Source organism: Pseudomonas arvensis (genome assembly GCF_056688935.1).
Genome location: NZ_CP162038.1, coordinates 5,417,087 through 5,439,344, shown reverse-complemented (window position 1 = coordinate 5,439,344; position 22,258 = coordinate 5,417,087). Strand labels below are relative to the sequence as shown.

Sequence of the window (22,258 nt, the reverse complement as noted above, 5' to 3'; positions counted from 1 at the left end):
TCAGCCGCTTACGCTCAAGTTATCCACAGGCCGCTCCACAGCCATTGTGGGTAACACCCACCACTCAATGACAACCTGATGACGTCCACACCCGTTGTGCACTGTGATGCAGGATGCCGTGGCGGCGGGCGAGGGCCGGGCGGTCTTTGCTGTAGCCGCCGCCGATCACGCCCATTACCGGTATGTCCCGGCCCAGGCAGTGGCGCATCACGCTTTCATCGCGGGCGGCTACGCCTTCGTCTGTCAGCTTGAGGTAACCGAGGGCGTCATCCTTATGCACATCGACGCCAGCGTCGTAGAGCACCAGGTCGGGCTGGTAGAGCGGCAGCAGGTAATTGAGGGCGTCGTCGACTACGCGCAGGTAGTCGGCATCGCCCGTGCCCATGGGCAGCGGGATGTCCCAGTCGCTCTGGGCCTTGCGCGCCGGGAAGTTCTTTTCGCAGTGCAACGACACGGTGATGGCATCCGGCGTGTCATGCAGGATGCGTGCGGTGCCATCGCCCTGGTGAACGTCGCAGTCGAAGATCAATACGCGGTTCACTCGACCGCTGGCCAGCAGGTAATGGCTGATCACCGCGAGGTCATTGAAGATGCAAAAGCCCGCCGGATAGTCGTAATGGGCGTGGTGGGTGCCGCCTGCCAGGTGACAGGCGAGGCCGTGCTCCAGCGCTTGCTCCGCCGCCAGGATCGAACCGCCTACCGCCCGCACCGTGCGCCGGGCCAGGTCTTCACTCCAGGGCAGGCCGAGGCGACGTTGATCTTCGCGGGACAATTCGCCGCTCATGTAGCGTTCGATATACCCAGGTTCATGGGCCAGGGCCAGGATCTCCGGTGGGCATAGCTCGGGGCGCAGCAACAGGCTGTCTTCGGTCAGCCCAGTGGACACCAGGTGGTCGCGCAACAGGCGGAATTTATCCATGGGGAACCGGTGGTCCGCCGGGAACTCAGGGCTGTAGTCATCGTGGTAGATCAATGGCAAAGGCATGGGATTTTCTGACGGGAACCTGCGAAGGATCTTACCAGCGCTGTACACTCACGCACATGGCAAGGGGAGGGGACCCATGGAGCCGATACTCGAATTGGAAAGTGCACGCCTGGTGATGCGCCAATGGCGCGACACGGACCTGCCGGACTTTGCGCGCATGTGCGCTGACCCGCAGGTGATGCGCTATTTCCCGGCCAGGCTGAGCCATCTGGAAAGCGCCGCGCTGATCGGGCGGATTCGCGGCCATTTTGCCGAGTACGGCTTTGGTTTCTGGGCGTTGCAACGCAAAGATACCGGCGCCTTCATCGGCCTGACCGGGCTGCAGCATGTCGGCTTTGACGCGGGGTTTACCCCAGCAGTGGAAATCGGCTGGCGCCTGGCCCGTGAGCATTGGGGCCTGGGTTATGCCAGCGAGGCGGCGTGGACCGCGCTGCGCTGTGGGTTCGACCGTTTGCAATTGGATGAAATCGTCGCCTTCACCACCGAAGCCAATCTGCCATCACAAAAAGTCATGCAGGCCATCGGTATGCATTACGATCCCCAGGCCGATTTTGAACACCCCAAGGTCGCAGCCGATGACCCGCTGCGCCCACATGTTTTGTACCGCATCACCCGCGCCCAATGGTTGGACACGCTGCACGGATAGCAGCCCGGAATGCCCCATAGATTGTAGGAGTTGCTCTATGAGCCAAGTATTGGAAGATCTGGTGAACCTGCTGACCCTGGAGCCGATCGAGGAAAACCTCTTTCGCGGCCGCAGCCAGGACCTGGGTTTTCGCCAACTGTTCGGCGGCCAGGTGCTCGGCCAGTCGCTGTCGGCCGCCAGCCAGACCGTTGAAGAAGCGCGCCACGTGCATTCCCTGCACGGTTATTTCCTGCGCCCCGGCGATGCCGCATTGCCGGTGGTGTATTCGGTCGACCGGGTGCGTGATGGCGGCAGTTTCAGCACGCGCCGCGTGACCGCGATCCAGAAGGGCCATCCGATTTTCACCTGCACCACCTCGTTCCAGTACGACGAAGAAGGCTTCGAGCACCAGACCACCATGCCCGTGGTGGTCGGCCCGGAGAACCTGCCCTCGGAACTGGAGCTGACCCAGCAGCGCGCGCACCTGATCCCCGAGCACATGCGCGAGAAGCTGCTGTGCCCCAAGCCGATTGAAGTGCGCCCGGTCACCGAAAAAGACCCGTTCAACCCGCAGCCGTCCGATCCGGTCAAGTACGTATGGTTTCGTGCCGACGGTGCTTTGGCCGACACACCGGCGCTGCATAAATACCTGCTGGCCTACGCTTCGGACTTCGGCCTGCTGACCACTTCGCTGCTGCCCCATGGCAAGACTGTGTGGCAGAAAGACATGCAGGTCGCCAGCCTTGACCACGCGCTGTGGTTCCACGCCGACCTGCGTGCCGACGACTGGTTGCTCTACGCCATGGACAGCCCTTGGGCCGGCAATTCCCGTGGGTTCTCCCGTGGCAGCGTGTACAACCGCGCCGGGCAACTGGTGGCCTCGGTGACCCAGGAAGGCTTGATCCGCCATCGCAAGGACTGGGCATGAGCCTGAGCAACGTTAAGCACTGGGTGTTCGACATGGACGGCACCCTCACCGTGGCCGTGCATGACTTTGCGGCCATTCGCGTGGCACTGGAAATCCCGCCCGAGGACGACATCCTCACGCACCTGGCGGCGTTGCCGGCGGATATCGCGGCGGCCAAACATGCGTGGTTGCTGGAGCACGAGCGCGAGTTGGCGCTGGGTTCGGTCGCCGCTGAAGGCGCGGTGGAGCTGGTGCGTGAGTTGGCCGGGCGCGGTTATCGCCTGGGCATCCTGACCCGTAATGCCCAAGAGCTGGCTCATGTGACGCTGCAAGCGATTGGCCTGGCGGACTGTTTTGCCATTGAAGATGTGCTGGGCCGTGATGACGCGCCACCCAAGCCGGATCCAGGCGGCCTGCTGAAGCTGGCGGCAGCCTGGGATGTGTCGCCGAGCGCGATGGTGATGGTGGGGGATTATCGCTTCGACCTGGATTGCGGTCGGGCGGCGGGGACCAAGACGGTATTGGTTAACCTGCCGGAGAACCCGTGGCCGGAGTTGGCGGATTGGCATGCGCAGGATTGCGCGGTCTTGCGGCAAATGATCCAGTCCAGACATTTTGAGCCAGTTTCTTCAGGTATTACTGAGTAAACAACACCTTTTGCCCCTCGGGCGACGTAAACATCCCATCCCCGTTATGCCCCACCCCTGGCACTTCTACCAGCGTCTGGCGCAACTGCGGATGCCGTTGCTTGAGGTAGTCAAAATAGTTGTGCCCACGTATCAGTCGATACGCGCCCTGCGTCTCGGCCTCACAGCTTTTATCCAGCGCCGGGTGGTTCGGGTCGGTGTCTTGCTGGCCCAGCAGGTAGGTGATGTCCCGTGACACATAGGCCTGTTCCAGCTGTTCGGCGCTCTGGCCCTTGGCATAAGCCGGCAGGTGTTGCAGACCGTATTTCCAGTCGTTGAAACCGGGGCAGTTGGCGGTGTCGAACGGCACTGGCCGCTGCGGGCTGAAGTAGGCGTAGGACGAAGGATTGGCCACCACATACCGCAGGCGGATACCTTCCTTTTGCAGGGCGGGGTGATCATGGCCCGTGAGGGCGAAGCGCTGCACCACTTGGCCACCGCCGGAATGGCCGGCGACGACGATGTCCTTCAAGGCCGGAAACAGTGTGCGGTTGCCCAGGTGCTTGATGATCTGGTCGAGGGCGCCGTACGAGCTGACCTGGCCGGGACCGGTGGAAGGCTCGCCGGCCATCCAGTCGTTGTCATTCCAGCGCAGGACTTGCCCGTCCAAATGGTTGCGCTTCACATCAGAAGCATTCAGAAACTGCGGCGCAATCACCAGCGTGTTCGCGCCCACACCTGCATGCTCGGCGGCATCGACACCACTTTGCAGGTAGGTCTGCGCATTGCGCAGCCGGCCATGCACGATGATCAACACGCGGGACACGTTGGGCAGCGGCTGGCGCCAGTCCTGGCTTACGCCGAGGCTGAGGTCGCCGGCGTCCAGGTGGAAACGATCGGGGCTGACGATTTTGACGCCGTGTTCCGCCGCCAGGGCGGAGCACGACACGACTAGACCCAGCAGCAAACCCAATCGTTTATTCATTTAAAGGCTCTTGGCGGTGAAGGTGTCGCACTGTGTGATCTGGCCCTGGGCGAAGCCCGTCTTGAACCAGCGAACCCGCTGCGCCGAGGTGCCGTGGGTAAACGAGTCCGGCACCACGCGGCCCTGACCCTGTTGCTGCAAACGGTCATCGCCGATGGCGTTGGCGGCGTTCAGGGCTTCTTCAATGTCGCCGGGTTCCAGCCAGTTCAGGCGTTTTTGCGCACGGTTGGCCCACACGCCGGCAAAACAGTCGGCTTGCAGTTCCTGGCGCACGAGCAAGCCACCGTCGCCTTGCATCTGCCGGCCCTGTTGGCGTGCGGCCTGGATCTTCGAGGAAATCCCGAGCAACGTCTGCACATGGTGCCCAACTTCGTGGGCGATCACGTAGGCCTGGGCGAAATCGCCGGCGGCCTGGAAGCGTTGGGACATTTCCCGGAAGAAATCCAGGTCCAGATAGACCTGCTGGTCCGCCGGGCAATAGAACGGACCGCTGGCCGAGGTGGCACCGCCACAGGCGGAATTGACCCGGCCACGGAACAGGATCAGTTTCGGGTTCTTGTAGGTCAGGCCGTTTTCCTGGAACACCTGGCCCCAGGTGTCTTCGGTATCGCCGAGCACGGCGCGGACGAAATCGGCCTGTTCATCATTGGCCGGTGGCGCCTGGCGCGACTGTGTGCTGACCGACGGTGCCTGTTCCATCTGGCCGGTCAATTGGCCGAGGATCTGCATCGGGTCCTGGCCGGTCAGCCAGCCAATGCCGACGATCAGCACAATCGCCGTCAGACTCAGGCCCTTGCCACCGCCAAAGCGCATGCCGCCACCGCCGCCGCCACTGTCATCGCGGGCATCCACCACGTTGTCGCTGCGTCGGCCTTTTTTCCATAGCATGGGGGCAATCCTCTTGATGAACGGTCCTACAAAGATGTGGGTTGAGTATGGCCGGTATTAGCGGCAATACCCTTCGCCGGTGTCGACGATCAGGCAGTCTTTTTTATCTGCCAGCCATTTCAAACCAGTGGCTTCACCGTCGCCGGCACGCAGCAATTGCGGGCCGTCCGGGCGGGTGAAAGCGATGCCGTCTTCGGAGGCCTCACCCTTGAAGGTGCCGGAATCGTCCGCATCCAGGCCGTATTGCATGGTGAGCACGTAGTGACCACGGCCGATGGCGTCGTCCTTGGCGATGGTCAGGTTCAGGCCTTCGACGCCGATCCACTTGCCGACCCATTTGTCGGTCGGTGGCGTCTCCGGCACCAGGGTGGCCTGCACGGAGGCGGGTGCGGGTTTAGGTGCGTCCTGGGCTTGTTGGTTGCAGGCGGTGAGCAGGGCAAGGGTGGAAAGAGTAAAGAGGGTTATTTTCATAGCAGCAGGCCTTGGTTGAAAAGTGTGCAGCACGGGGGCGAACGTGCAGGGTTGGACTCGATTCCCATGATTTAGTGCGCTGTTCGCCCGGTGTTTGGTTATGCTCTTGGGGCAGACTCCGACCCGGCTGCTAGATTACCGGGTTGAGCGCTATTTCGTTCAGTGCTCGGTGTTCCGTCCGCCACGCAAGAGAATTCCATGACTGTCAGTACCCCGCTGTCCGGCGTCAACCATCCCTTCAAAGGCATTGTGCTGATTGTGGCGGCGACGTTCCTGTTCTCCAGCCACGACGCCTTGTCCAAATACCTGGCCGGGTTCTACCCGATTGTGATGGTGGTGTGGGCGCGCTACGTGGTGCACACCTTGTTGATGGCCGGGATTTTCCTGCCGCAATCGGGGCTGCGCGTGCTGCGCAGCAAGCGGCCCGGCATGCAGATGGTACGGGCCCTGTGCCTATTGGGCACCAGCCTGTTTTTTACCTCGGCGCTGCATTACATCCCATTGGCGGAAGCCACGGCGGTGAACTTCCTGGCGCCGATCCTGGTAACCGCGCTGTCGTTGCCGCTGCTGGGTGAGCACGTCACGCGTGGCCAGTGGCTGGCAGTGATCTGCGGGTTTGTCGGCGTGCTGGTGATCATCCATCCCGGCGGTGAACTCTTCACCCCGGCGGTGTTGCTGCCGCTGTGCTCGGCGCTGTTTTTCTGCTTCTACCAGTTGCTCACCCGCATCCTCAGCCAGTACGACACACCGACCACCAGCAATTTCTTCGCCGGGCTGTGCAATACCTTGGTGATGAGCGCAATGGTGCCGTTCTTCTGGCAGATCCCGACGCTGTGGCACGGGGTGATGATGCTGGCGCTGGGCACGTGCGGGATGACCGCGCACCTGATGCTGACCCAGGCGTTCCGCTTTGCGGCGCCGGCCTTGCTGGCGCCATTCGGCTATTGCCAGATCGTGTTTGCGGGGTTGTTGGGTTGGCTGGTGTTCAGTCATACCCCCGATATGACCACGGTGGTCGGTATCGGGGTGATCTGCATGAGCGGGTTGGCCGCTGCCTGGCAGCAGCGGCGTCGATAGGTCAGGGGATGGCTCAGACGTCTACGGTAGGAATCCTGCGCGGCGCCATGAAGTACATCCAGGTCAGCGCAATGAAGTACATCGCCGGGATCAAGGTGAACAACACGGTGTAGTTGTTGTTGGTCACGGTGAGGATATGGCCGACGATCTGGGTCATGAACATGCCGCCGATGGCCGCGCACATGCCGCCGAAGCCGAACACGGTGCTCATCATGTGCTTGGGCGTGTAGTCCATCACCAGGCTCCAGATATTCGCGGTCCAGGCCTGGTGCGCGCCGATGGCCAGGGAGATGGCAAATACCGCGACCCACAACTCGCTGGAACCGGCCGCCATGATCACGCCGACGATGCAGCATGCAAACAGCAGCATCGACAGCAACCGCGCCTTGATCGAGTTCATCCCGCGGCCGATCAGGAATGACGACAGGATGCCCCCGCCCACGCTGCCGAAGTCGGCGGTCAGGTAGATGATGATCAGCGGGATGCCCATCTGGGTCACGTTGATGCCCAGGTTGTATTGCTGGTTCAAAAACGGCGGCAGCCAATACAGGTAGAACCAGAACACCGGCGCGGTCAGCGCGTAGGCAATCGCAAAAGCCCAGGTGCCGCGCATGCGCAGGATGCGGCTGAACGGTACGCCAGGCTGTTGCGGCTCGACTTCCCGTTGCACGTAGTCCAATTCGGATTGTTTAACGCTCGGATGATCTTCCGGGTTGTAGTACTTCAAACCCCAGAACACCAGCCAGATCGCGCCCAGCGACGCCATGCACAGGAAGGCAGCCTGCCAGCCCCACACATGCAGGATCAGCGGCAGCAGCATCGGCGTCATCATGGCGCCCACGTTGGTGCCGGCGTTGAAGATCCCGGTGGCCACTGCACGTTCACCCGCAGGGAACCACAACCGCGTGGTCTTGACGCAAGCCGGGTAGTTGGCGGCTTCGGTCAGCCCGAGGATAAAACGGCAGACCATAAAGCCGACGGCCGAGGTCGCCAGGCCGTGGGCGCCGGTGGCCAGGCTCCAGAGCAGTACCGCGCAGAAGAACACGCGCTTCACGCCGACTTTGTCGATCAAGCGGCCTTGCAACACAAAGCCAATTGCGTAGCCCACCTGGAACCAGAAGTTGATGTTGGCGTAGTCCATCGCCGTCCAGCTCATCTCTTTGGCGAGGATCGGTTGCATGACACCGAGGGCGGCGCGGTCGATGTAATTGAGGGTGGTGGCGAAGAACACCAGGGCCAACATGCCCCAGCGGGTTTTACCGACGGCCATGGCGCCGCGGATCTTGTCGCCGATGCCGGCGTGCGGGGTGCCGGGGCGCGAGGCCAGGGCGGAGTTTTGCGAAGGCATGTGGTTGTACCCGTTTTTTGAAATTTTTATGGTGTGTTCTGGGTCTTTTGTAAACGTTTGTAGCGGGATCGATGGTGCGCAGCGGCTAAAAAATCGTCAATTCGCCAAAGAGGCTTAGTGTTCGATAATCGCACCAAAAACTAACCGGTTCGTACATTTTAATTGCTGCGTGTAGGCTGGGGGCGAATAATTTGCCACAAACAACAATTGCCGGGAGTCGTCCATGCAACGTTCCATTGCCACCGTTTCATTGAGCGGCACCCTGCCGGAAAAACTCGAAGCCATTGCCGCCGCCGGGTTCGACGGGGTTGAGATCTTCGAGAACGACCTGTTGTATTACGACGGCAGCCCCCGTGAAGTTAGGCAGATGTGCGCGGACCTCGGCATTGCCATCACCTTGTTCCAGCCTTTTCGTGACTTTGAAGGCTGCCGCCGCGACCGCCTGGCGCGCAACCTGGAGCGGGCCGAGCGCAAATTCGACCTGATGCAGGAACTGGGCACCGACTTGGTGCTGGTGTGCAGCAATGCCTCGGCCGATTGCGTCGGCGATCAACAGATTTTGCTCGATGACCTGAGCCTGCTGGCCGAACATGCCGGCCGTCGTGGCTTGCGCATCGGTTATGAAGCGCTGGCCTGGGGCAAGCACGTGAACACCTGGCAACACGTGTGGAACCTGGTGCGTCAGGTCGATCACCCAAGCCTCGGCGTGTTGCTCGACAGCTTCCATACCCTGTCGCTCAAGGGCGACCCAAGTGCCATTGCCGAGATCCCCGGCGACAAGATCTTCTTCGTGCAAATGGCCGACGCGCCGATCCTGGCCATGGACGTGTTGGAGTGGAGCCGGCATTTCCGTTGTTTCCCCGGCCAGGGCGAGTTTGATCTGGCGGGCTTTCTGGCACCGATCATCAAGAGTGGCTATACCGGGCCGTTGTCGCTGGAAATTTTCAATGATGGTTTCCGCGCTGCGCCAACCCGTGCCAATGCCGCCGATGGCCTGCGTTCGCTGCTGTACCTGGAAGAGAAAACCCGCCAGCGCCTGGCCGAAGAAGCGCCTGCCACACCGGTCGATATCCTCTTCGAAACCCCGGCGGCGAGTGAGTATGACGGCATTGAGTTCCTCGAATTTGCCGTGGATGAAAACCTCGGCGCCAAGCTGACGAACTGGCTGGAACGCCTGGGGTTCGTCAAGGCCGGGCAGCACCGCTCCAAGAGCGTGAGCCTGCTGCGTCAGGGTGATATCAACCTGATCCTCAACTGCGAACCTTATTCCTTCGCCCATAATTTTTTCGAAGCCCATGGTCCGTCCTTGTGCGCCACGGCGATCCGGGTCAAGGACAGCGCCAAGGCCCTGGAGCGAGCGGTCGCCTATAAAGGCCAACCCTATCGCGGCCTGGTCGGCCCCAACGAGCTGGAACTGGCGGCCGTGCGTGCACCGGATGGCAGCCTGATCTACCTGGTGGACCCAAGCGAAGGCGGGCTGTATGACACCGACTTCAACCTGCAAACTGCCTCGACCGACGCCGGCGGTTTGCTGCGCATCGACCATATGGCCATGGCCCTGCCGGCCGACAGCCTCGACAGTTGGGTGCTGTTCTACAAGAGCCTGCTGGACTTTGAAGCCGATGACGAAGTGGTGCTGCCCGACCCTTACGGCCTGGTCAAAAGCCGCGCCTTGCGCAGCCGTTGCAGCTCGATCCGCCTGCCGCTGAACATCTCCGAAAACCGCAATACCGCGATTTCCCACGCGCTATCGAGCTATCGGGGCTCCGGCGTGCACCACATTGCCTTCGACTGTGCGGATATTTTCGCCGAAGTGCGTCGTGCCAAAGAGGCCGGCGTGCCGCTGCTGGATATTCCGCTCAACTACTACGACGACCTGGCCGCACGTTTCGATTTCGACGACGAGTTCCTCAGCGAGCTGGCGTACTACAACGTGTTGTACGACCGCGACGCCCAGGGCGGTGAGTTGTTTCATGTGTACACCGAACCCTTCGAGGGGCGGTTTTTCTTCGAGATCATCCAGCGCAAGAATGGCTATGCCGGCTACGGCGCGGCCAACGTGGCGGTGCGTCTGGCGGCAATGGCCAAGTCCCGCAGCGGTGCGGTGCGCCAGGCACGTTTATAAGGGGTTGTCGGGTGCTTCCTTCGGGGAGCACCGGGGCCCATAATCGCGGCCTGCACAATAAAAATGGCCGTGAGCGCACCATGACCTCAAGTCCCGAACTCCCCGAGGTGCAAGCCGCACCGCGCAAGAGTCGTAAGAACAACCCGGAAAAGACCCGCGAAAACATCCTTCAGGAAGCCATTGTGGAGTTTGTCCAACAGGGCCTGTCCGGCGCGCGCGTGGACGCCATCGCCGAGCGCATCCACACCTCCAAACGCATGATCTATTACTACTTCGGCAGTAAGGAGCAGTTGTACGTCGAGGTGTTGGAGAAGCTTTACGGCGATATCCGCAACACCGAAACGCGCATGAACCTGACCGAGCTGGAGCCGCGAGAGGCGATTCGTCGGCTGGTGGAGTTCACCTTTGATCACCACGATCAGAACGTGGACTTTGTGCGGATCGTCAGCATCGAAAATATCCACAATGCCGAGTACGTGAAACGCACCGACACGATCAAGGCGATGAACAGCAAGATCCTTGAGGGGTTGGGCGCGACCCTGCGTCGGGGCGCGGAAATGGGCCTGTTCCGTGAGGGCCTGGAACCACTGGATGTGCACTTGCTGATCAATTCATTCAGCTTTTACCGGGTGTCCAACCGCCATACGTTCAGTGAGATTTTTCAGATCGAACTGTCGGATGACGTGGTTAAACAGCGCCATCGCGAGATGATCTGTGAGTCGGTGTTGCGGTATCTGCAGGCTTGAGTGACCCGATTGGGATGCATTCCAATGTAGGAGGGCAAACAAGCCCGCTCACCACAATGTTATGTGTAAGCCTTTGAGAGTTGTATGGATACCAATGGCCATCGGGGGCAAGCCCCCTCCCACATTTCAGGTATTCATGCTCTTGAAGTGCGCCAGCATCCGCTGTGCATCCGCCACCTCGCCACTGAACAACTCAAACGCCTTCACCGCCTGAAACACCGCCATGTTGCCGCCATCCAGCGTGCGGCAACCCAAGGCGCGGGCATCGCGCAGCAGTTCGGTTTCCAGCGGGAAATACACGATTTCAGCCACCCATAGTTCGGCTCTCAGCAGTGCCGCAGGTACGGGAGTGCCGGGCAGTTTGGCCATGCCCATCGGCGTGGTGTTGACCAGGCCATCGGCCTCGGCCATCGCGTTTTCCAAATCCTGACCCACTTGTGCACGGCCGTTGCCGAAACGCTGGGCGAGGTTATCCACAAGGTCACGGGCGCGGCTGACGTCTACGTCGAAAATACTCAAGTGCTCCACACCTTCTGCCAATAACGCATGCGCTACCGCGGCGCCCGCACCACCGGCGCCCATCTGCACCACGCGCTGGCGCGGTACATCATTCAGGTTGCGCCGGAAACCTTCGGCGAAGCCCAGGCAATCGGTGTTGTGGCCAATGCGTTTGCCGTTCTTGAACACCACCGTATTCACCGCGCCGATGCCCCTGGCTTCGTCGGACAGTTCATCGAGCAACGGTAGGATCGCCTGCTTGCACGGGTAGGTAATGTTCAGCCCGGTAAAGTGCATCAACTCGGCAGCCTCCAGCAGATCGGGCAGGGCGTTGATGTCCAGGTGCAGGGGCTCAAGGTCAATCAGGCGATACAAGTACCGCAGCCCTTGGGCGTCGCCTTCCTGCTCATGCAGGGCGGGGGTGCGGGAAGCCTGGATACCGGCGCCGATCAGGCCAGCGAGGATGCGCGGTTTCATTGAGCCGATCCTTTCAGCAACTGGCTGAAGTGCTCCAGTGCCAGGTGATAGCCGTGGCTGCCAAACCCGGCGAGCACCGCTTTGGCGATGGGCGACACAAAGGAGTGATGACGAAACGCTTCACGGGCATGCACGTTGGATAAATGCACTTCGATCACTGGCACTTCACTGGCCACCAGCGCGTCACGAATCGCCACCGAGGTGTGGGTCCAGGCCGCCGGGTTGATCACGATACCGGCGCAACGATTACGGGCGCTGTGGATCCAGTCCAGCAGTTCGCCTTCGTGGTTGGTCTGGCGAAATTCGATTTTCAGCCCGAGCTTGTCCGCGCTGCGTCCGCACAGGGCGGCGACGTCGGCCAGGGTTTCGTGGCCATAGGTGGCAGGCTCGCGGGTGCCGAGCAGGTTGAGGTTGGGGCCGTTGAGCACCAGCACGATAGGCGGCATTGGGGGTATCTCCACAGTTCTTGTTCGTTGTGTGGATAAAATGTACTGGTTAGTTAATTTGGTCAATTGATGGCAACGGATGTGTTCGATTACCGAACTTTTAATCAGGCGTGTCCTACGGCTGAATCAGATTAGATATCAATTGAAAATCATTCTCGACAACGCTTAAGATGCCCGCGTGTTTCCTTTACATTCCAGGGAGTCGGTTTGTCGGACGTGGATCTCAAGGGCCTGTTTCTCAAGCACGCCGATACCCTGCGGGGGTATCTGGCTCGCAAGGTACGGGACCCGCAGTTGGCGGCCGACCTGGTACAGGAGAGTTTCCTGCGCCTGGCGGAAAAACCGGCCGGCGAGCGCATCGACAATTCCCAGGGCTATCTCTATCGAACGGCGAGCAATCTGCTGATCGACCATATTCGCCAGGAAGCACGGCGCAAGACCGATTCCGTGCCCCATGAGGCGTTGGCCGAGATTGAAGATGACGTGGCCGGGTTGGAGGCTCAGGCAATGGCGCAGCAACAGCGGCAGGCGTTGAAGCAGGCATTGGCGCAGTTGCCGGAACGAACCCAGCAGATCTTCCGTCTGAACCGTATAGAGGGCATGACCCACGCCCAGGTTGCCCGGCACCTGGACATCTCCGACAGTTCCGTGCAAAAACACCTGGCCAAGGCATTGGCGTACGTGATGCAGCGCTTGCAGGACGGTGAGGTGACGCCATCCGACGAATGAATTACGGAAAATTGCCAGGTCAGACGTCACAGCGTTATATAACGAAAAATTCGAGATTCACACGTGAATAGCCAGGGTCCGCAGCAGCACAGCATTACCGAGGCGGCCGCCGATTGGGCGGTGCGCCTGCACGCCGGTGCCCTGACCGACCAGGAGCAGGCCGAGCTGCGCCAGTGGATCGCCTGCGACAGCCGCCATGAAGGGGCGTTGCGTTATGCCGAGCGGACCTGGGCGGCGTTGGGCGAGGTGCATAAGGACGAACCGGCGCATCGCGAGCGTCCGTCGTCGGCGATGCCGCCGACGCGCCGAACCCCGCGACGCAGGCCGTGGCAACGTGCGGCAGCGGTGGCGCTGGTTGTGGTGGTGGCCGGCGTGGGCTGGGTGCGCGGGCCGGACGCCTGGCTGCGCATGCAGGCCGATTACGTCACCCAAAAAGGTGAAGTGCGCACCGTGCACCTGGCCGATGGCAGCACGGTGGAGCTGGATTCCGCCAGCGCCATCCGCCTGGACTACGACGGCGTGCAGCGGCGCATCAGCCTGATCCAGGGGTCGGCGATTTTTGACGTGGCGCCGATGGTGGGTAAGGAAACCCGGCCTTTCGTGGTGCAGAGCGCCGGCGGGCAGACGCAGGCGTTGGGCACGCGGTTTGTGGTGCAGCGCGAGGACGACCGCCACGGCTGGGTCGGCGTGTTGCAACACAGCGTTGAAGTCTCCCTGCACGCCACACCGAAAAACGGCCCGAGCGATCATGTGCTCAAGCAGGGCCAGGCCGCGCGCTTCAGCCCCGAACAGGGCATCGTGTCCCTGGATCAATTTGATGTCGACCGTGCCACCAGTTGGCGGCGCGGCGTGTTGATCTTTGATCGCCAGCCGCTGGCCAAGGTCATTGAACAACTCAACCGCTACCGGCCCGGCCAGGTGGTGTTGACCCATTCCGACCTGGGCGAGCGTGAAGTCAGCGGTGTGTTCCGCCTCGACATGCTCGACACGGCCCTCGGCACCCTGACTCGGGAACTCCAGGTGCAACGCTTGGACCTGGCAGGCCTCAGCCTCATCTACTGATGACCCGGTGGGAGTCGCGCTCTCACCCGCTTGAAACCCCTCGCACAAAAACTTTTAAAAAAACCTTACTGACTTCCTGCGCCTCGTACGTCTTGCTATGTGAGAAGCATTCGCATAAACAAAAATACGATCAGCGTAGGGAAAGCCAGAAATGTCAGCACTCACCAAGGGGCGTGTTACCGGTAGCCGGTTAGCCCTGGCCATCCACTTGGGCCTGTTCGCCGCAACGTCACCCGTGTACGCGGCGGCGCCTCAAGTGGGCGCGGCCCAGCCCGCCGTGCTGACGTTCGATATTCCTGCGCAGTCCTTGGGCAGTGCCGTATTGGCCTTTGCCGACCAGGCCGGTTTGCAGGTGCTGTTCGACAGCCCGCGCCTGCAAGGTTTGAGCAGCACCGCGCTCAAAGGCAGCTTCAGCGTTCAGGAAGGCCTGGGCCGTTTGCTCGGTGCCGCGCCGGTGGAATATCGCTTTACCAGCGAGCGCCAGGTGACCCTCAACCGCGTCAGCGATGATCACGACGGCGCCATGACCGTCGGCACCACCACCATCACCGGCAACACCAACGGCCAGGCCAGCGACTGGGTGTACCAGACCCCAAAGTCCGTGGCCGTGATCAGCCGTGACATGATCGATAAACGCCCGCCCCGTCACGCCGCCGACATGCTTGAAGAAACCGCCGGCGTCTACACCGCAGTGAACCAGCGCGACCCCGGCCTCTCGGTGAACATTCGCGGCGTGCAGGACTACGGCCGCGTGAACATGAACATCGACGGCATGCGCCAGAACTTCAACGTCAATGGCCACCAGCAACGCAACGGCACCATGCTGATCGACCCGGAGTTCATCTCCAGCATCGAGATCGACAAGGGCAGCCAGTCGGGGCAGGGCGGGGCAGCGGTGTTGGGCGGAATTGCCTCGTTCAAGACTTTGGATGCCAGTGAGTTTCTCAAAGACGGCAAGGAGTACGGCGGCCGCCTGCGTGCCGGCAGCGGCATCGGCGAACTGGGCAACGGCACCGACTTCAACGGCAGCGGCGTATTCGCCTTTGGCGATGAGCGCGGCGATGTGTTGTTGGGCTACAGCGAGCGGCATTTTGGCAACTACCGCGCCGGCAAGCACAACGACGACAACCTGGGCACCAACCTGCGGGCCCGAAAGTACGCCCCGGCGGCCTTCGACGACTGGTTGAACAGCGAAGTCGGTGACACCGGCAGCGTGACCCGCTCGCAGATCGTCAAGTTCGGCCTGAACTTGCCCAACGACCAGCGTGTGCAGTTGAGCTACCTGGAAAGCGACACCGACAGTAACGATGCCTGGGGCTATATCGCCGATGACCTTCAGAGCACCTATTACGTGCGCACCAGCAAAAACAATCTCAATGCGAAAAACATTGCGCTGGACTACAGCTACAGCCCGGACAACGCGCTGATCGATCTCAAGGCCAAGCTCTATTACGTCACCACCCAGATGGATCGCGGCAATAGCCCCAACCAGTCGTCGCCAGGCACCGGTAACTACGTCGGTGCCTACACCGATCACTTCCAGACCGACACCTGGGGCCTGCAGGGTGACAACACCTCGCGGTTTGATTTCGGCGAGCGAGGGCATGTCACCTGGAATTACGGTGTGGAGCTGTATCAGGACGAGTTCAAGCCACGCACCAACAAAGTTGAAGCCACCAACAACCTGGGCTTGTTGCCTTACGCAGAGGGCAGTACTCCAGGAGGCAAACGCACCATCGCCAGCCTGTTCAACAACGCGCAGTACGAATATGGCGGCTGGCTGACCCTGGATGCGGGCCTGCGTTATGACCGCTATCGGCTTGAAGGCGAAACCGGCATGACGCTGTACCGGCGTGATCGCTTCTACAACAGCCTCGTCGGCGCCAGGCGTGTCGCGGAAGTGATTGAGGTTGACCGTGAAGAAGGCCAGTTTTCCCCCACCTTCGGTCTCGCGGTGAAACCGGGCGTGGACTGGCTGCAACTCTATACCCGTTGGGGCAAGGGCTGGCGGCCACCGGCGGTCACCGAAACCTTCATGACCGGCCGCCCCCATGGCGGCGGTTCGGGAGAGCGCGTCTTCCCCAACCCGTACCTCAAGCCTGAAGAATCGCGGGATTGGGAAGTGGGCATGAATGTCTTCAAGGAAGGCTTGTTCTTCAGTGACGATCGCCTCGGCATGAAAGTGGCTTACTTCGATACCCGGATTGAAAACTTCTCTTTCCTCAACACCAGCGTCAGCTTGCCGGAAACCCAGGTGGGTGGATTTCTCGGAACCATGGCGTACGTCAATAACACCAACCCGACGCGCTTTCGCGGGGTCGAATACCAGCTCAATTACGACATGGGGCGCGCATACGCCAACCTCAGCTACACCCACATGATCGGCAGCAATGAGTTCTGCTCGAAGAACTACTACATGGGCGGCGCCAAGACCACCGGGCCCAGAACCACGCGCCTGGAGCGTTTCACACTGCCGGATGGGCGCATCAGCATACGGCCGGTCACCACTTATGAAGTGCTGGATGACGACGTCGCCAACAACCAGGAAAGCTGCGGGCGAATCATGGGTAACGCCACGTACATGCCTGCCGATCGCGGCTCGCTGACGCTGGGTGCGCGCTTTCTGGAAAAACGCCTGGATACCGGTGTACGTGTGCGCTACAGCTCGGGCAACGGCGAAAACCTCAATCAGCAGGGCTACGAACTGATGGATCAGGCGATGTGGCCCAAGTACACGCTCTATGACCTGTACGCCAGTTACTGGATGACGGATCAACTGAACATTGCCCTGGCGTTGGAAAACGCCACCGATGAAGCCTATTTCGTTGCCATGGGCGACGCCAACAACCTCAGCCTGGCACGCGGGCGAACCCTGAGCGGAATGTTGGAATACAAATTCTGATCAGCGTGCGCGGGCAGCTGATTAACGGTTTTGCCCATGGGTGGGCAAAAAGGCACGCCGCACCGGCGTGTTCATCAAAAACGTTGTTTAACGAGGTTCAGTGATGACTATTTCTGTTAGCTACGATTCGGGCCTGGGTTCTCTGTCGGTATCGGACTACCTGAGTGCCTGGGCGGTGGGGTTCAACACCGCAGGTCACGGCACCAGTAACACGGGTGGTTTCAGCAACGGCACCCTCAGCGGCGATCAGTATTCGACCCACGGCGCCAACAACTCCGAGTACGCGTTCATCGCCGACAGCGACACCAGCAATGGCCTGCACTATGTGTTCAACCCGTCGCTGCCTGCCAGCAGCAACCTGAACCACTACCTGTGGGGCGACCTGGATAATGTGCAACTGGGCACAGGCCTGGGCGGCGGCAGTGGCAGCGACTTCAGCCTGAGCGACTTCAAAGTCGCGTTCAACGGCCTCGACCTGAGCGCCGCCGAGGGTGCAGGCCGGGCGGGCAACGAGGTCCAAAGCGTGATCTTCGGCTTGATGCAGGGCAATACCGCCGCGCTGGAAACCGTGCTCAACAACCTGCTCGACGACTTTGGTCTGTCCACTGCCAGCACCTTCGACGAAGTGTCTGCGGGCCTGGCGGCACACGCCAGCGCAGTGTCCAGCGACGTTGCCCTGGTGGGTGTGCAAGACGTGGCCCAGGACTGGGCACTCGCCGCCTGAGCCGGCTGCTGCATGAAAAAAGCGAATGGAAGATCGCTCTCCCATTCGCCGCATGACACACCGCCGTTGCCCAAGCCTTCTAACTCTTCCGGCGACGGCGGTGCCGAATTCTGCGCAGCGTCGTATCGCCTGTCAACGCGGCGACGCTGCACGCTCAACCCCACGAGAACCTCCAGATGCGCCACGCCGGCAACGAAACCCTGGCCGCCCTCACGGCCTATAAAAGTGGCTTCTTCAACATCGGCCTGTTCTCGGCGGTGATCAACCTGCTGATGCTCGCCCCGGCGCTGTACATGTTGCAGGTGTATGACCGGGTGCTCGCCTCCGGCAATCAGATGACCCTGTTGATGCTGACGCTGATGATCCTCGGCCTGTTCGGGCTGATGGGCGCGTTGGAGTGGGTGCGCAGCCAAGTGGTGATCCGCCTCGGCACGCAGATGGACATGCGCTTGAACCAGCGCGTATACGATGCCGCGTTCGAGGCGCAACTCAAGGGCGGCAGCCAGGCGTCGGGGCAGGCGCTGCATGACCTGACCACCCTGCGCCAGTTTGCCACCGGCCAGGCGTTGTTCGCGTTCTTTGACGCCCCGTGGTTTCCGGTGTACCTGCTGGTGATTTTCCTGTTCCATCCCTGGCTCGGCATGCTGGCCCTGGGCGGCGCGGTGATTTTGATTGCCCTGGCGTGGATCAATCACCATGTCAGCCAGGCACCGATGGCCCAGGCCAGCCAACTGTCCATCAGCACCAGCCAGCAGGCCACCGCTAACCTGCGCAATGCCGACACCATCGAAGCCATGGGCATGCTTGCCACCTTGCGCGGGCGTTGGTTCAGCCAGCACCAGGCATTTCTCGCGCAGCAGAACCTGGCCAGTGAAAAGACCGCCGCCGTCAGTGCCTGGTCCAAGGGCGTGCGCCTGGCGTTGCAGTCCCTGGTGCTGGGCCTGGGCGCGTTGCTGGCGGTGCAGGGCGACATCACGCCAGGCATGATGATCGCCGGTTCGATCCTGATGGGCCGGGTGCTCACGCCCATCGACCAACTGATCGGCGTGTGGAAGCAATGGGGCTCGGCGCGCCTGGCCTTTGAGCGGCTCTCGAAGATCTTGGCGGACAACCCTGCGCGGCCGGCACGCATGAGCCTGCCGGTGCCCAAGGGGCAGTTGAGCGTCGAGCAGGTCAGCGCCTGCGCCCCTGGCAGCCGTCGGCCGGCGCTGGCCAACCTTGGCTTTAATCTGCCAGCGGGTGAAGTGCTGGGTGTGATCGGGCCGTCGGGCTGCGGCAAGTCCACCCTGGCGCGGGTGCTGGTGGGCGCCTGGGCACCGCTGGCCGGCAAGGTGCGGCTGGACGGTGCCGACCTGACCCAGTGGGACAAGCAGCAACTCGGCCCGCACATCGGCTATCTGCCCCAGGACATCCAACTGTTTGCCGGCAGCATCGCCGACAACATTGCCAGGTTTGCCGAGCTGGATGCCGACAACGTCCTTGCCGCCGCGCAAATGGCCGGCGTGCATGAACTGATCCTGCAACTGCCCCAAGGCTACGACACGGTGTTGGGGGAGGGCGGCGCAGGCCTGTCCGGCGGGCAGAAACAACGGGTGGCGCTGGCACGTGCCCTCTATGGCTTGCCCGCGCTGATCGTGCTGGATGAACCCAACGCCAACCTCGACGAAGTGGGCGAGCAGGCCTTGCTCCAGGCCATCGCCCAGCTCAAGCAGCAGCGTCGCACCGTGATCCTGATCACCCACAAAGCCAATGTGCTGAGCCTGACCGACCAACTGCTGATCCTCAAGGACGGCCAATTGCAGGCCTTCGGCCCCACGGCGCGGGTGCTGGAAGCGCGGCACAAACCCGCAGCCGGCAAACCGGTGTCGACCATGAGCATGAGTTACCGCCTCGGTGAAGGAAAACAGGCATGAACATGAGTAAACCGGTGTTGGTCAGCGAAGCGCCCAATAACGTGCTGGCGCTGGATGACAAACAATATTCGCGCCTGGGTTGGCTGCTGGTGCTCGGCGGATTTGTCGGGTTTGTCGGCTGGGCGGCGTTGGCGCCGCTGGACAAGGGTGTGGCGGTGTCCGGCAAGGTGATGGTTTCGGGCCATCGCAAAACCGTGCAGCACCCTACCGGCGGCATCGTCGAGCGTATCGAAGTGCGCGACGGTGAGGTGGTCAACGCCGGTCAAGTGTTGCTGCGCTTGAAGGAAACCCCGTTGCGCGGGCAGATGCAGTCGCTGCGCAGCCAGTACCTGGCGTCGTTGGCCAGCGAAGCGCGGTTGAGCGCGGAAAGCGAAGGGTTGCCTGCGATCACCTTCGGCCCTGAACTGCTGAACGAACCGGAGGCGGCCGACACCCTCAAGCTGCAACGGCAACTGTTCAACAGCCGCGCCCAGTCGCTGGCCACCGAGCAGCAAGGCCTGCGCGAGACCATCGCCGGGGCCGAAGCGCAGTTGCGCGGCACGCGCGATTCCCAGGCGAGCAAGTTGCAGCAACGGGCGGCGCTCAATGAGCAACTGCAAGGCCTGCGCGAACTGGCGCGCGACGGCTACATCCCGCGCAATCGCCTGCTCGACAGCGAGCGCCTGTACGCCCAGGTAGACGGCACCATCGCCGAAGACTACGGCCGCATCGGCCAGTTGCAGCGCCAGGTGCTTGAACTGCGCCTGCGCATCCGCCAGCTCGGCGAAGACTTCCAGAAAGACCTGCGCGGCCAGTTGGCCGACACCCGCACCCGCAGCGACGACCTGCGCAATCGCCTGGCCTCGGCCGAATTCGAGCTGGCCAACAGCCTGGTACGCGCGCCCGCGTCCGGCGTGGTGGTGGGGCTGGACGTGTACACCGAAGGCGGCGTGATCAAGCCTGGCCAGGCGCTGATGGACATCGTGCCCCAGGGCGAGCCGCTGCTGGTGGAAGCACGGGTGCCGGTGCAGATGGTCGACAAAGTGCACCCCGGTTTGCCGGTGGAGTTGCTGTTCTCGGCCTTCAATCAGGCCACCACGCCACGGGTGGCGGGCGAGGTGACCTTGGTATCCGCCGACCGCCAGGTCGATGAGCGCACGGACGAGCCTTACTACACGTTGCGTGCCCAGGTCAGTGCGGCGGGCATGCAACAACTCGACGGCGTACAGATCCGCCCCGGCATGCCGGTGGAAACCTTCGTCAAGACCGGTGAGCGCTCGATGCTCAACTACCTGTTCAAACCCTTGCTGGACCGCACCCATATGGCCCTGGTGGAAGAATGAAGGCGCTGCTGTTTACCCTGTGCTTGGGCTGTACACCCGCGGCGCAGGCGCTGGGTTTGCTGGATGCGTACGATCTGGCCTTGCGCAATGACCCGACCTTTCAGGCCGCCATTCAGGAGCGTGAGGCCGGTGAAGAAAATCGCGTGATCGGCCGGGCGGCGTTGCTGCCGAGTCTGTCGTGGAGCTACAACAACTCTCGCAACGAATCTGAAGTGACGGCGGGTGATGTCACCAGCGACCGCGACTACCGCAGCTATGCTTCGACCCTGACCTTGCAACAGCCACTGCTGGATTACGAAGCCTATGCGCGGTTTCGCCAAGGCACGGCCCAGGCGCTGATGGCGGATGAGCGCTTTCGCGGCAAGAGCCAGGAACTGGCGGTGCGGGTACTCAGCGCCTACAGCCAGGCGTTGCTGGCCCAGGAACGTATCGAACTGAGCCGCGCCCAGAAGCGCGCATTTGCCGAACGCCTGCAACTCAACGACCGCCTGCTTAAAGGTGGCGAAGGCACGCGCACCGATGTGCTGGAAACCCAGGCGCGCCTGAGCCTGGCCCAGGCCGAAGAAATCGAATCCCTGGACGCCCAGGACAGTGCCCTGCGTGAGTTGGAAGCCATCGTCGGCCAACCGCTGCAGATCGAGGCGCTGGCGTCGCTGACCCGCCAATTCGACATCCCGCCCCTGGAGCCGAACCGTTTCGAGACCTGGCGGGAAATGGCCATGGTCAACAACCCCGAGCTCAAATCCCAGCATCACGCGCTGGACGTGGCGGCCTACGAAGTGGAGCGCAAACGTGCCGGGCACCTGCCCAAGGTCAGCCTGTACGCCAGCAGCCGGCAGACCAGCTCCGATTCGGAAAGCAGCTACAACCAGAAGTACGACACCAACAGCGTCGGCATCCAGGTCAGCTTGCCGCTGTTCGCCGGTGGTTCGGTGTCGGCGTCTACCCGTCAGGCAGGCAATCAGTTGAGCCAGGCCCAGTACGAACTGGACGCGCAAACCTCGGCCACCCTGGTGGAGTTGCGCAAACAGTTCAACCTCAACACCAGTGGCGCGGCGAAAGTGCGCGCCTATGAAATGGCCGTCAGCTCCGCCACGGCATTGGTCACCGCGACGAAGAAAAGCGTCAGTGGCGGCGAGCGCGTCAACCTCGACGTGCTCGACGCCGAACAACAACTGTTCACCGCCCGCCGTGACCTGGCGAATGCGCGGCATGCGTATTTGCTGGCGCGGATTCAGTTGAAGTATTACGCGGGGTTACTCAGCGAGCAGGACTTGCGGGCGTTGGCGGGGTATTTCCAGCCCTCGGCATGAGTGGTTACAACCCGGCATTCGCCGGGTTTTTTATCGTCACTAGTCTGTGAAAAAGCTCCGGAAGTTGGGAGCCGGTTGTCGGGTGCCAC

General features: G+C 61.7%; 20 protein-coding genes. 13 read left to right on the top strand and 7 right to left on the bottom strand.

From position 1 onward, the window contains the following. Window positions 1-64: 64 nt before the first annotated feature. Window positions 65-985, bottom strand: a complete 921-nt coding sequence (locus AB3G88_RS24620; protein ID WP_480452057.1) for a histone deacetylase family protein — start codon at window positions 983-985, stop codon at window positions 65-67. Between the two features lie 76 nt (window positions 986-1,061). Between AB3G88_RS24620 and AB3G88_RS24615 the strand changes: the two genes are divergently transcribed. From AB3G88_RS24615 to AB3G88_RS24605, 3 genes are read left to right on the top strand one after another with little or no spacing between them, the layout of a single operon-like run. Next, on the top strand, window positions 1,062-1,631 hold the full coding sequence (locus AB3G88_RS24615) for a GNAT family N-acetyltransferase (RefSeq protein ID WP_112196822.1): 570 nt from the start codon (window positions 1,062-1,064) through the stop codon (window positions 1,629-1,631). Between the two features lie 37 nt (window positions 1,632-1,668). Then, window positions 1,669-2,538: an acyl-CoA thioesterase II gene (tesB, locus tag AB3G88_RS24610; RefSeq protein ID WP_099584710.1), complete on the top strand. Its 870-nt coding sequence runs from the start codon at window positions 1,669-1,671 to the stop codon at window positions 2,536-2,538. Further along, on the top strand, window positions 2,535-3,164 hold the full coding sequence (locus AB3G88_RS24605; RefSeq protein ID WP_158877846.1) for an HAD family hydrolase: 630 nt from the start codon (window positions 2,535-2,537) through the stop codon (window positions 3,162-3,164). The genes tesB and AB3G88_RS24605 overlap by 4 nt, the downstream gene beginning before the upstream one ends. Here AB3G88_RS24605 and AB3G88_RS24600 read toward each other — a convergent pair. From AB3G88_RS24600 to AB3G88_RS24590, 3 genes are read right to left on the bottom strand one after another with little or no spacing between them, the layout of a single operon-like run. Further along, on the bottom strand, window positions 3,154-4,128 hold the full coding sequence (locus AB3G88_RS24600; RefSeq protein WP_480452054.1) for an alpha/beta hydrolase: 975 nt from the start codon (window positions 4,126-4,128) through the stop codon (window positions 3,154-3,156). The two genes, AB3G88_RS24605 and AB3G88_RS24600, sit on opposite strands and share 11 nt — an antisense overlap. Continuing rightward, window positions 4,129-5,016, bottom strand: a complete 888-nt coding sequence (gene ypfJ, locus AB3G88_RS24595; RefSeq protein WP_099584713.1) for a KPN_02809 family neutral zinc metallopeptidase — start codon at window positions 5,014-5,016, stop codon at window positions 4,129-4,131. Between the two features lie 57 nt (window positions 5,017-5,073). Then, complete coding sequence (locus tag AB3G88_RS24590; protein ID WP_480452052.1) at window positions 5,074-5,487, bottom strand: hypothetical protein; 414 nt, start codon at window positions 5,485-5,487, stop codon at window positions 5,074-5,076. A 198-nt stretch (window positions 5,488-5,685) separates the two neighbouring features. On the opposite strand from AB3G88_RS24590, the gene AB3G88_RS24585 reads away from it, so the two are divergent. Continuing rightward, the gene (locus AB3G88_RS24585) at window positions 5,686-6,564 is read left to right on the top strand and encodes a DMT family transporter (protein WP_158877848.1); all 879 of its coding nucleotides are present in this window, start codon (window positions 5,686-5,688) and stop codon (window positions 6,562-6,564) included. A 13-nt stretch (window positions 6,565-6,577) separates the two neighbouring features. On the opposite strand, the gene AB3G88_RS24580 is transcribed toward AB3G88_RS24585, so the two are convergent. Continuing rightward, window positions 6,578-7,912 (bottom strand): MFS transporter, encoded by a 1,335-nt coding sequence (locus AB3G88_RS24580; protein WP_112196816.1) that lies wholly within the window; start codon window positions 7,910-7,912, stop codon window positions 6,578-6,580. A 223-nt stretch (window positions 7,913-8,135) separates the two neighbouring features. Between AB3G88_RS24580 and quiC the strand changes: the two genes are divergently transcribed. Together quiC and AB3G88_RS24570 are read left to right on the top strand one after the other, a co-directional pair. Next, a complete protein-coding gene (quiC, locus tag AB3G88_RS24575; protein ID WP_099584717.1) occupies window positions 8,136-10,037 on the top strand; it encodes a 3-dehydroshikimate dehydratase QuiC in 1,902 nt (633 codons plus the stop codon). A gap of 80 nt (window positions 10,038-10,117) precedes the next feature. Continuing rightward, window positions 10,118-10,783 (top strand): TetR/AcrR family transcriptional regulator, encoded by a 666-nt coding sequence (locus tag AB3G88_RS24570; protein WP_112196814.1) that lies wholly within the window; start codon window positions 10,118-10,120, stop codon window positions 10,781-10,783. A gap of 126 nt (window positions 10,784-10,909) precedes the next feature. Here AB3G88_RS24570 and AB3G88_RS24565 read toward each other — a convergent pair whose 3' ends face one another. Both AB3G88_RS24565 and aroQ read right to left on the bottom strand, forming a co-directional pair. Beyond that, window positions 10,910-11,758, bottom strand: coding sequence for a shikimate dehydrogenase (locus AB3G88_RS24565; RefSeq protein WP_480452049.1), 849 nt, complete (start codon window positions 11,756-11,758; stop codon window positions 10,910-10,912). Next, window positions 11,755-12,204 carry a type II 3-dehydroquinate dehydratase gene (gene aroQ, locus AB3G88_RS24560; RefSeq protein ID WP_099584720.1) on the bottom strand — a complete coding sequence of 150 codons (450 nt, stop codon included), beginning with the start codon at window positions 12,202-12,204 and terminating at the stop codon, window positions 11,755-11,757. The genes AB3G88_RS24565 and aroQ overlap by 4 nt, the downstream gene beginning before the upstream one ends. Window positions 12,205-12,411: 207 nt before the next feature. Here aroQ and AB3G88_RS24555 point away from each other — a divergent pair, with 207 nt between their 5' ends. The 7 genes from AB3G88_RS24555 to AB3G88_RS24525 all read left to right on the top strand — a co-directional run bounded on the left by AB3G88_RS24555 (window position 12,412) and on the right by AB3G88_RS24525 (window position 22,169). Beyond that, window positions 12,412-12,933, top strand: a complete 522-nt coding sequence (locus tag AB3G88_RS24555) for an RNA polymerase sigma factor (RefSeq protein WP_099584721.1) — start codon at window positions 12,412-12,414, stop codon at window positions 12,931-12,933. Window positions 12,934-12,996: 63 nt separating this feature from the next. Beyond that, on the top strand, window positions 12,997-13,995 hold the full coding sequence (locus AB3G88_RS24550; protein WP_480452046.1) for a FecR family protein: 999 nt from the start codon (window positions 12,997-12,999) through the stop codon (window positions 13,993-13,995). Between the two features lie 151 nt (window positions 13,996-14,146). Beyond that, window positions 14,147-16,897, top strand: a complete 2,751-nt coding sequence (locus tag AB3G88_RS24545; RefSeq protein ID WP_480452044.1) for a TonB-dependent receptor — start codon at window positions 14,147-14,149, stop codon at window positions 16,895-16,897. 103 nt (window positions 16,898-17,000) lie between these two features. After that, window positions 17,001-17,621 (top strand): heme acquisition protein HasA, encoded by a 621-nt coding sequence (locus tag AB3G88_RS24540; protein ID WP_112196811.1) that lies wholly within the window; start codon window positions 17,001-17,003, stop codon window positions 17,619-17,621. A 176-nt stretch (window positions 17,622-17,797) separates the two neighbouring features. Next, on the top strand, window positions 17,798-19,534 hold the full coding sequence (locus tag AB3G88_RS24535) for a type I secretion system permease/ATPase (RefSeq protein WP_480452041.1): 1,737 nt from the start codon (window positions 17,798-17,800) through the stop codon (window positions 19,532-19,534). 2 nt (window positions 19,535-19,536) lie between these two features. Beyond that, entirely contained in the window at window positions 19,537-20,856 is a 1,320-nt protein-coding gene (locus AB3G88_RS24530; protein WP_371926553.1) for an HlyD family type I secretion periplasmic adaptor subunit, read from the top strand. Next, entirely contained in the window at window positions 20,853-22,169 is a 1,317-nt protein-coding gene (locus AB3G88_RS24525; RefSeq protein WP_480452039.1) for a TolC family outer membrane protein, read from the top strand. The genes AB3G88_RS24530 and AB3G88_RS24525 overlap by 4 nt, the downstream gene beginning before the upstream one ends. Window positions 22,170-22,258 lie beyond the last annotated feature (89 nt).

Bases quoted from the DNA above. Each gene is read 5' to 3' on its own strand.
- AB3G88_RS24620 (WP_480452057.1), bottom strand. From the start codon at position 985: ATGCCTTTGCCATTGATCTACCACGATGACTACAGCCCTGAGTTCCCG.
- AB3G88_RS24615 (WP_112196822.1), top strand. From the start codon at position 1,062: ATGGAGCCGATACTCGAATTGGAAAGTGCACGCCTGGTGATGCGCCAA.
- tesB (WP_099584710.1), top strand. From the start codon at position 1,669: ATGAGCCAAGTATTGGAAGATCTGGTGAACCTGCTGACCCTGGAGCCG.
- AB3G88_RS24605 (WP_158877846.1), top strand. From the start codon at position 2,535: ATGAGCCTGAGCAACGTTAAGCACTGGGTGTTCGACATGGACGGCACC.
- AB3G88_RS24600 (WP_480452054.1), bottom strand. From the start codon at position 4,128: ATGAATAAACGATTGGGTTTGCTGCTGGGTCTAGTCGTGTCGTGCTCC.
- ypfJ (WP_099584713.1), bottom strand. From the start codon at position 5,016: ATGCTATGGAAAAAAGGCCGACGCAGCGACAACGTGGTGGATGCCCGC.
- AB3G88_RS24590 (WP_480452052.1), bottom strand. From the start codon at position 5,487: ATGAAAATAACCCTCTTTACTCTTTCCACCCTTGCCCTGCTCACCGCC.
- AB3G88_RS24585 (WP_158877848.1), top strand. From the start codon at position 5,686: ATGACTGTCAGTACCCCGCTGTCCGGCGTCAACCATCCCTTCAAAGGC.
- AB3G88_RS24580 (WP_112196816.1), bottom strand. From the start codon at position 7,912: ATGCCTTCGCAAAACTCCGCCCTGGCCTCGCGCCCCGGCACCCCGCAC.
- quiC (WP_099584717.1), top strand. From the start codon at position 8,136: ATGCAACGTTCCATTGCCACCGTTTCATTGAGCGGCACCCTGCCGGAA.
- AB3G88_RS24570 (WP_112196814.1), top strand. From the start codon at position 10,118: ATGACCTCAAGTCCCGAACTCCCCGAGGTGCAAGCCGCACCGCGCAAG.
- AB3G88_RS24565 (WP_480452049.1), bottom strand. From the start codon at position 11,758: ATGAAACCGCGCATCCTCGCTGGCCTGATCGGCGCCGGTATCCAGGCT.
- aroQ (WP_099584720.1), bottom strand. From the start codon at position 12,204: ATGCCGCCTATCGTGCTGGTGCTCAACGGCCCCAACCTCAACCTGCTC.
- AB3G88_RS24545 (WP_480452044.1), top strand. From the start codon at position 14,147: ATGTCAGCACTCACCAAGGGGCGTGTTACCGGTAGCCGGTTAGCCCTG.
- AB3G88_RS24540 (WP_112196811.1), top strand. From the start codon at position 17,001: ATGACTATTTCTGTTAGCTACGATTCGGGCCTGGGTTCTCTGTCGGTA.
- AB3G88_RS24535 (WP_480452041.1), top strand. From the start codon at position 17,798: ATGCGCCACGCCGGCAACGAAACCCTGGCCGCCCTCACGGCCTATAAA.
- AB3G88_RS24530 (WP_371926553.1), top strand. From the start codon at position 19,537: ATGAGTAAACCGGTGTTGGTCAGCGAAGCGCCCAATAACGTGCTGGCG.
- AB3G88_RS24525 (WP_480452039.1), top strand. From the start codon at position 20,853: ATGAAGGCGCTGCTGTTTACCCTGTGCTTGGGCTGTACACCCGCGGCG.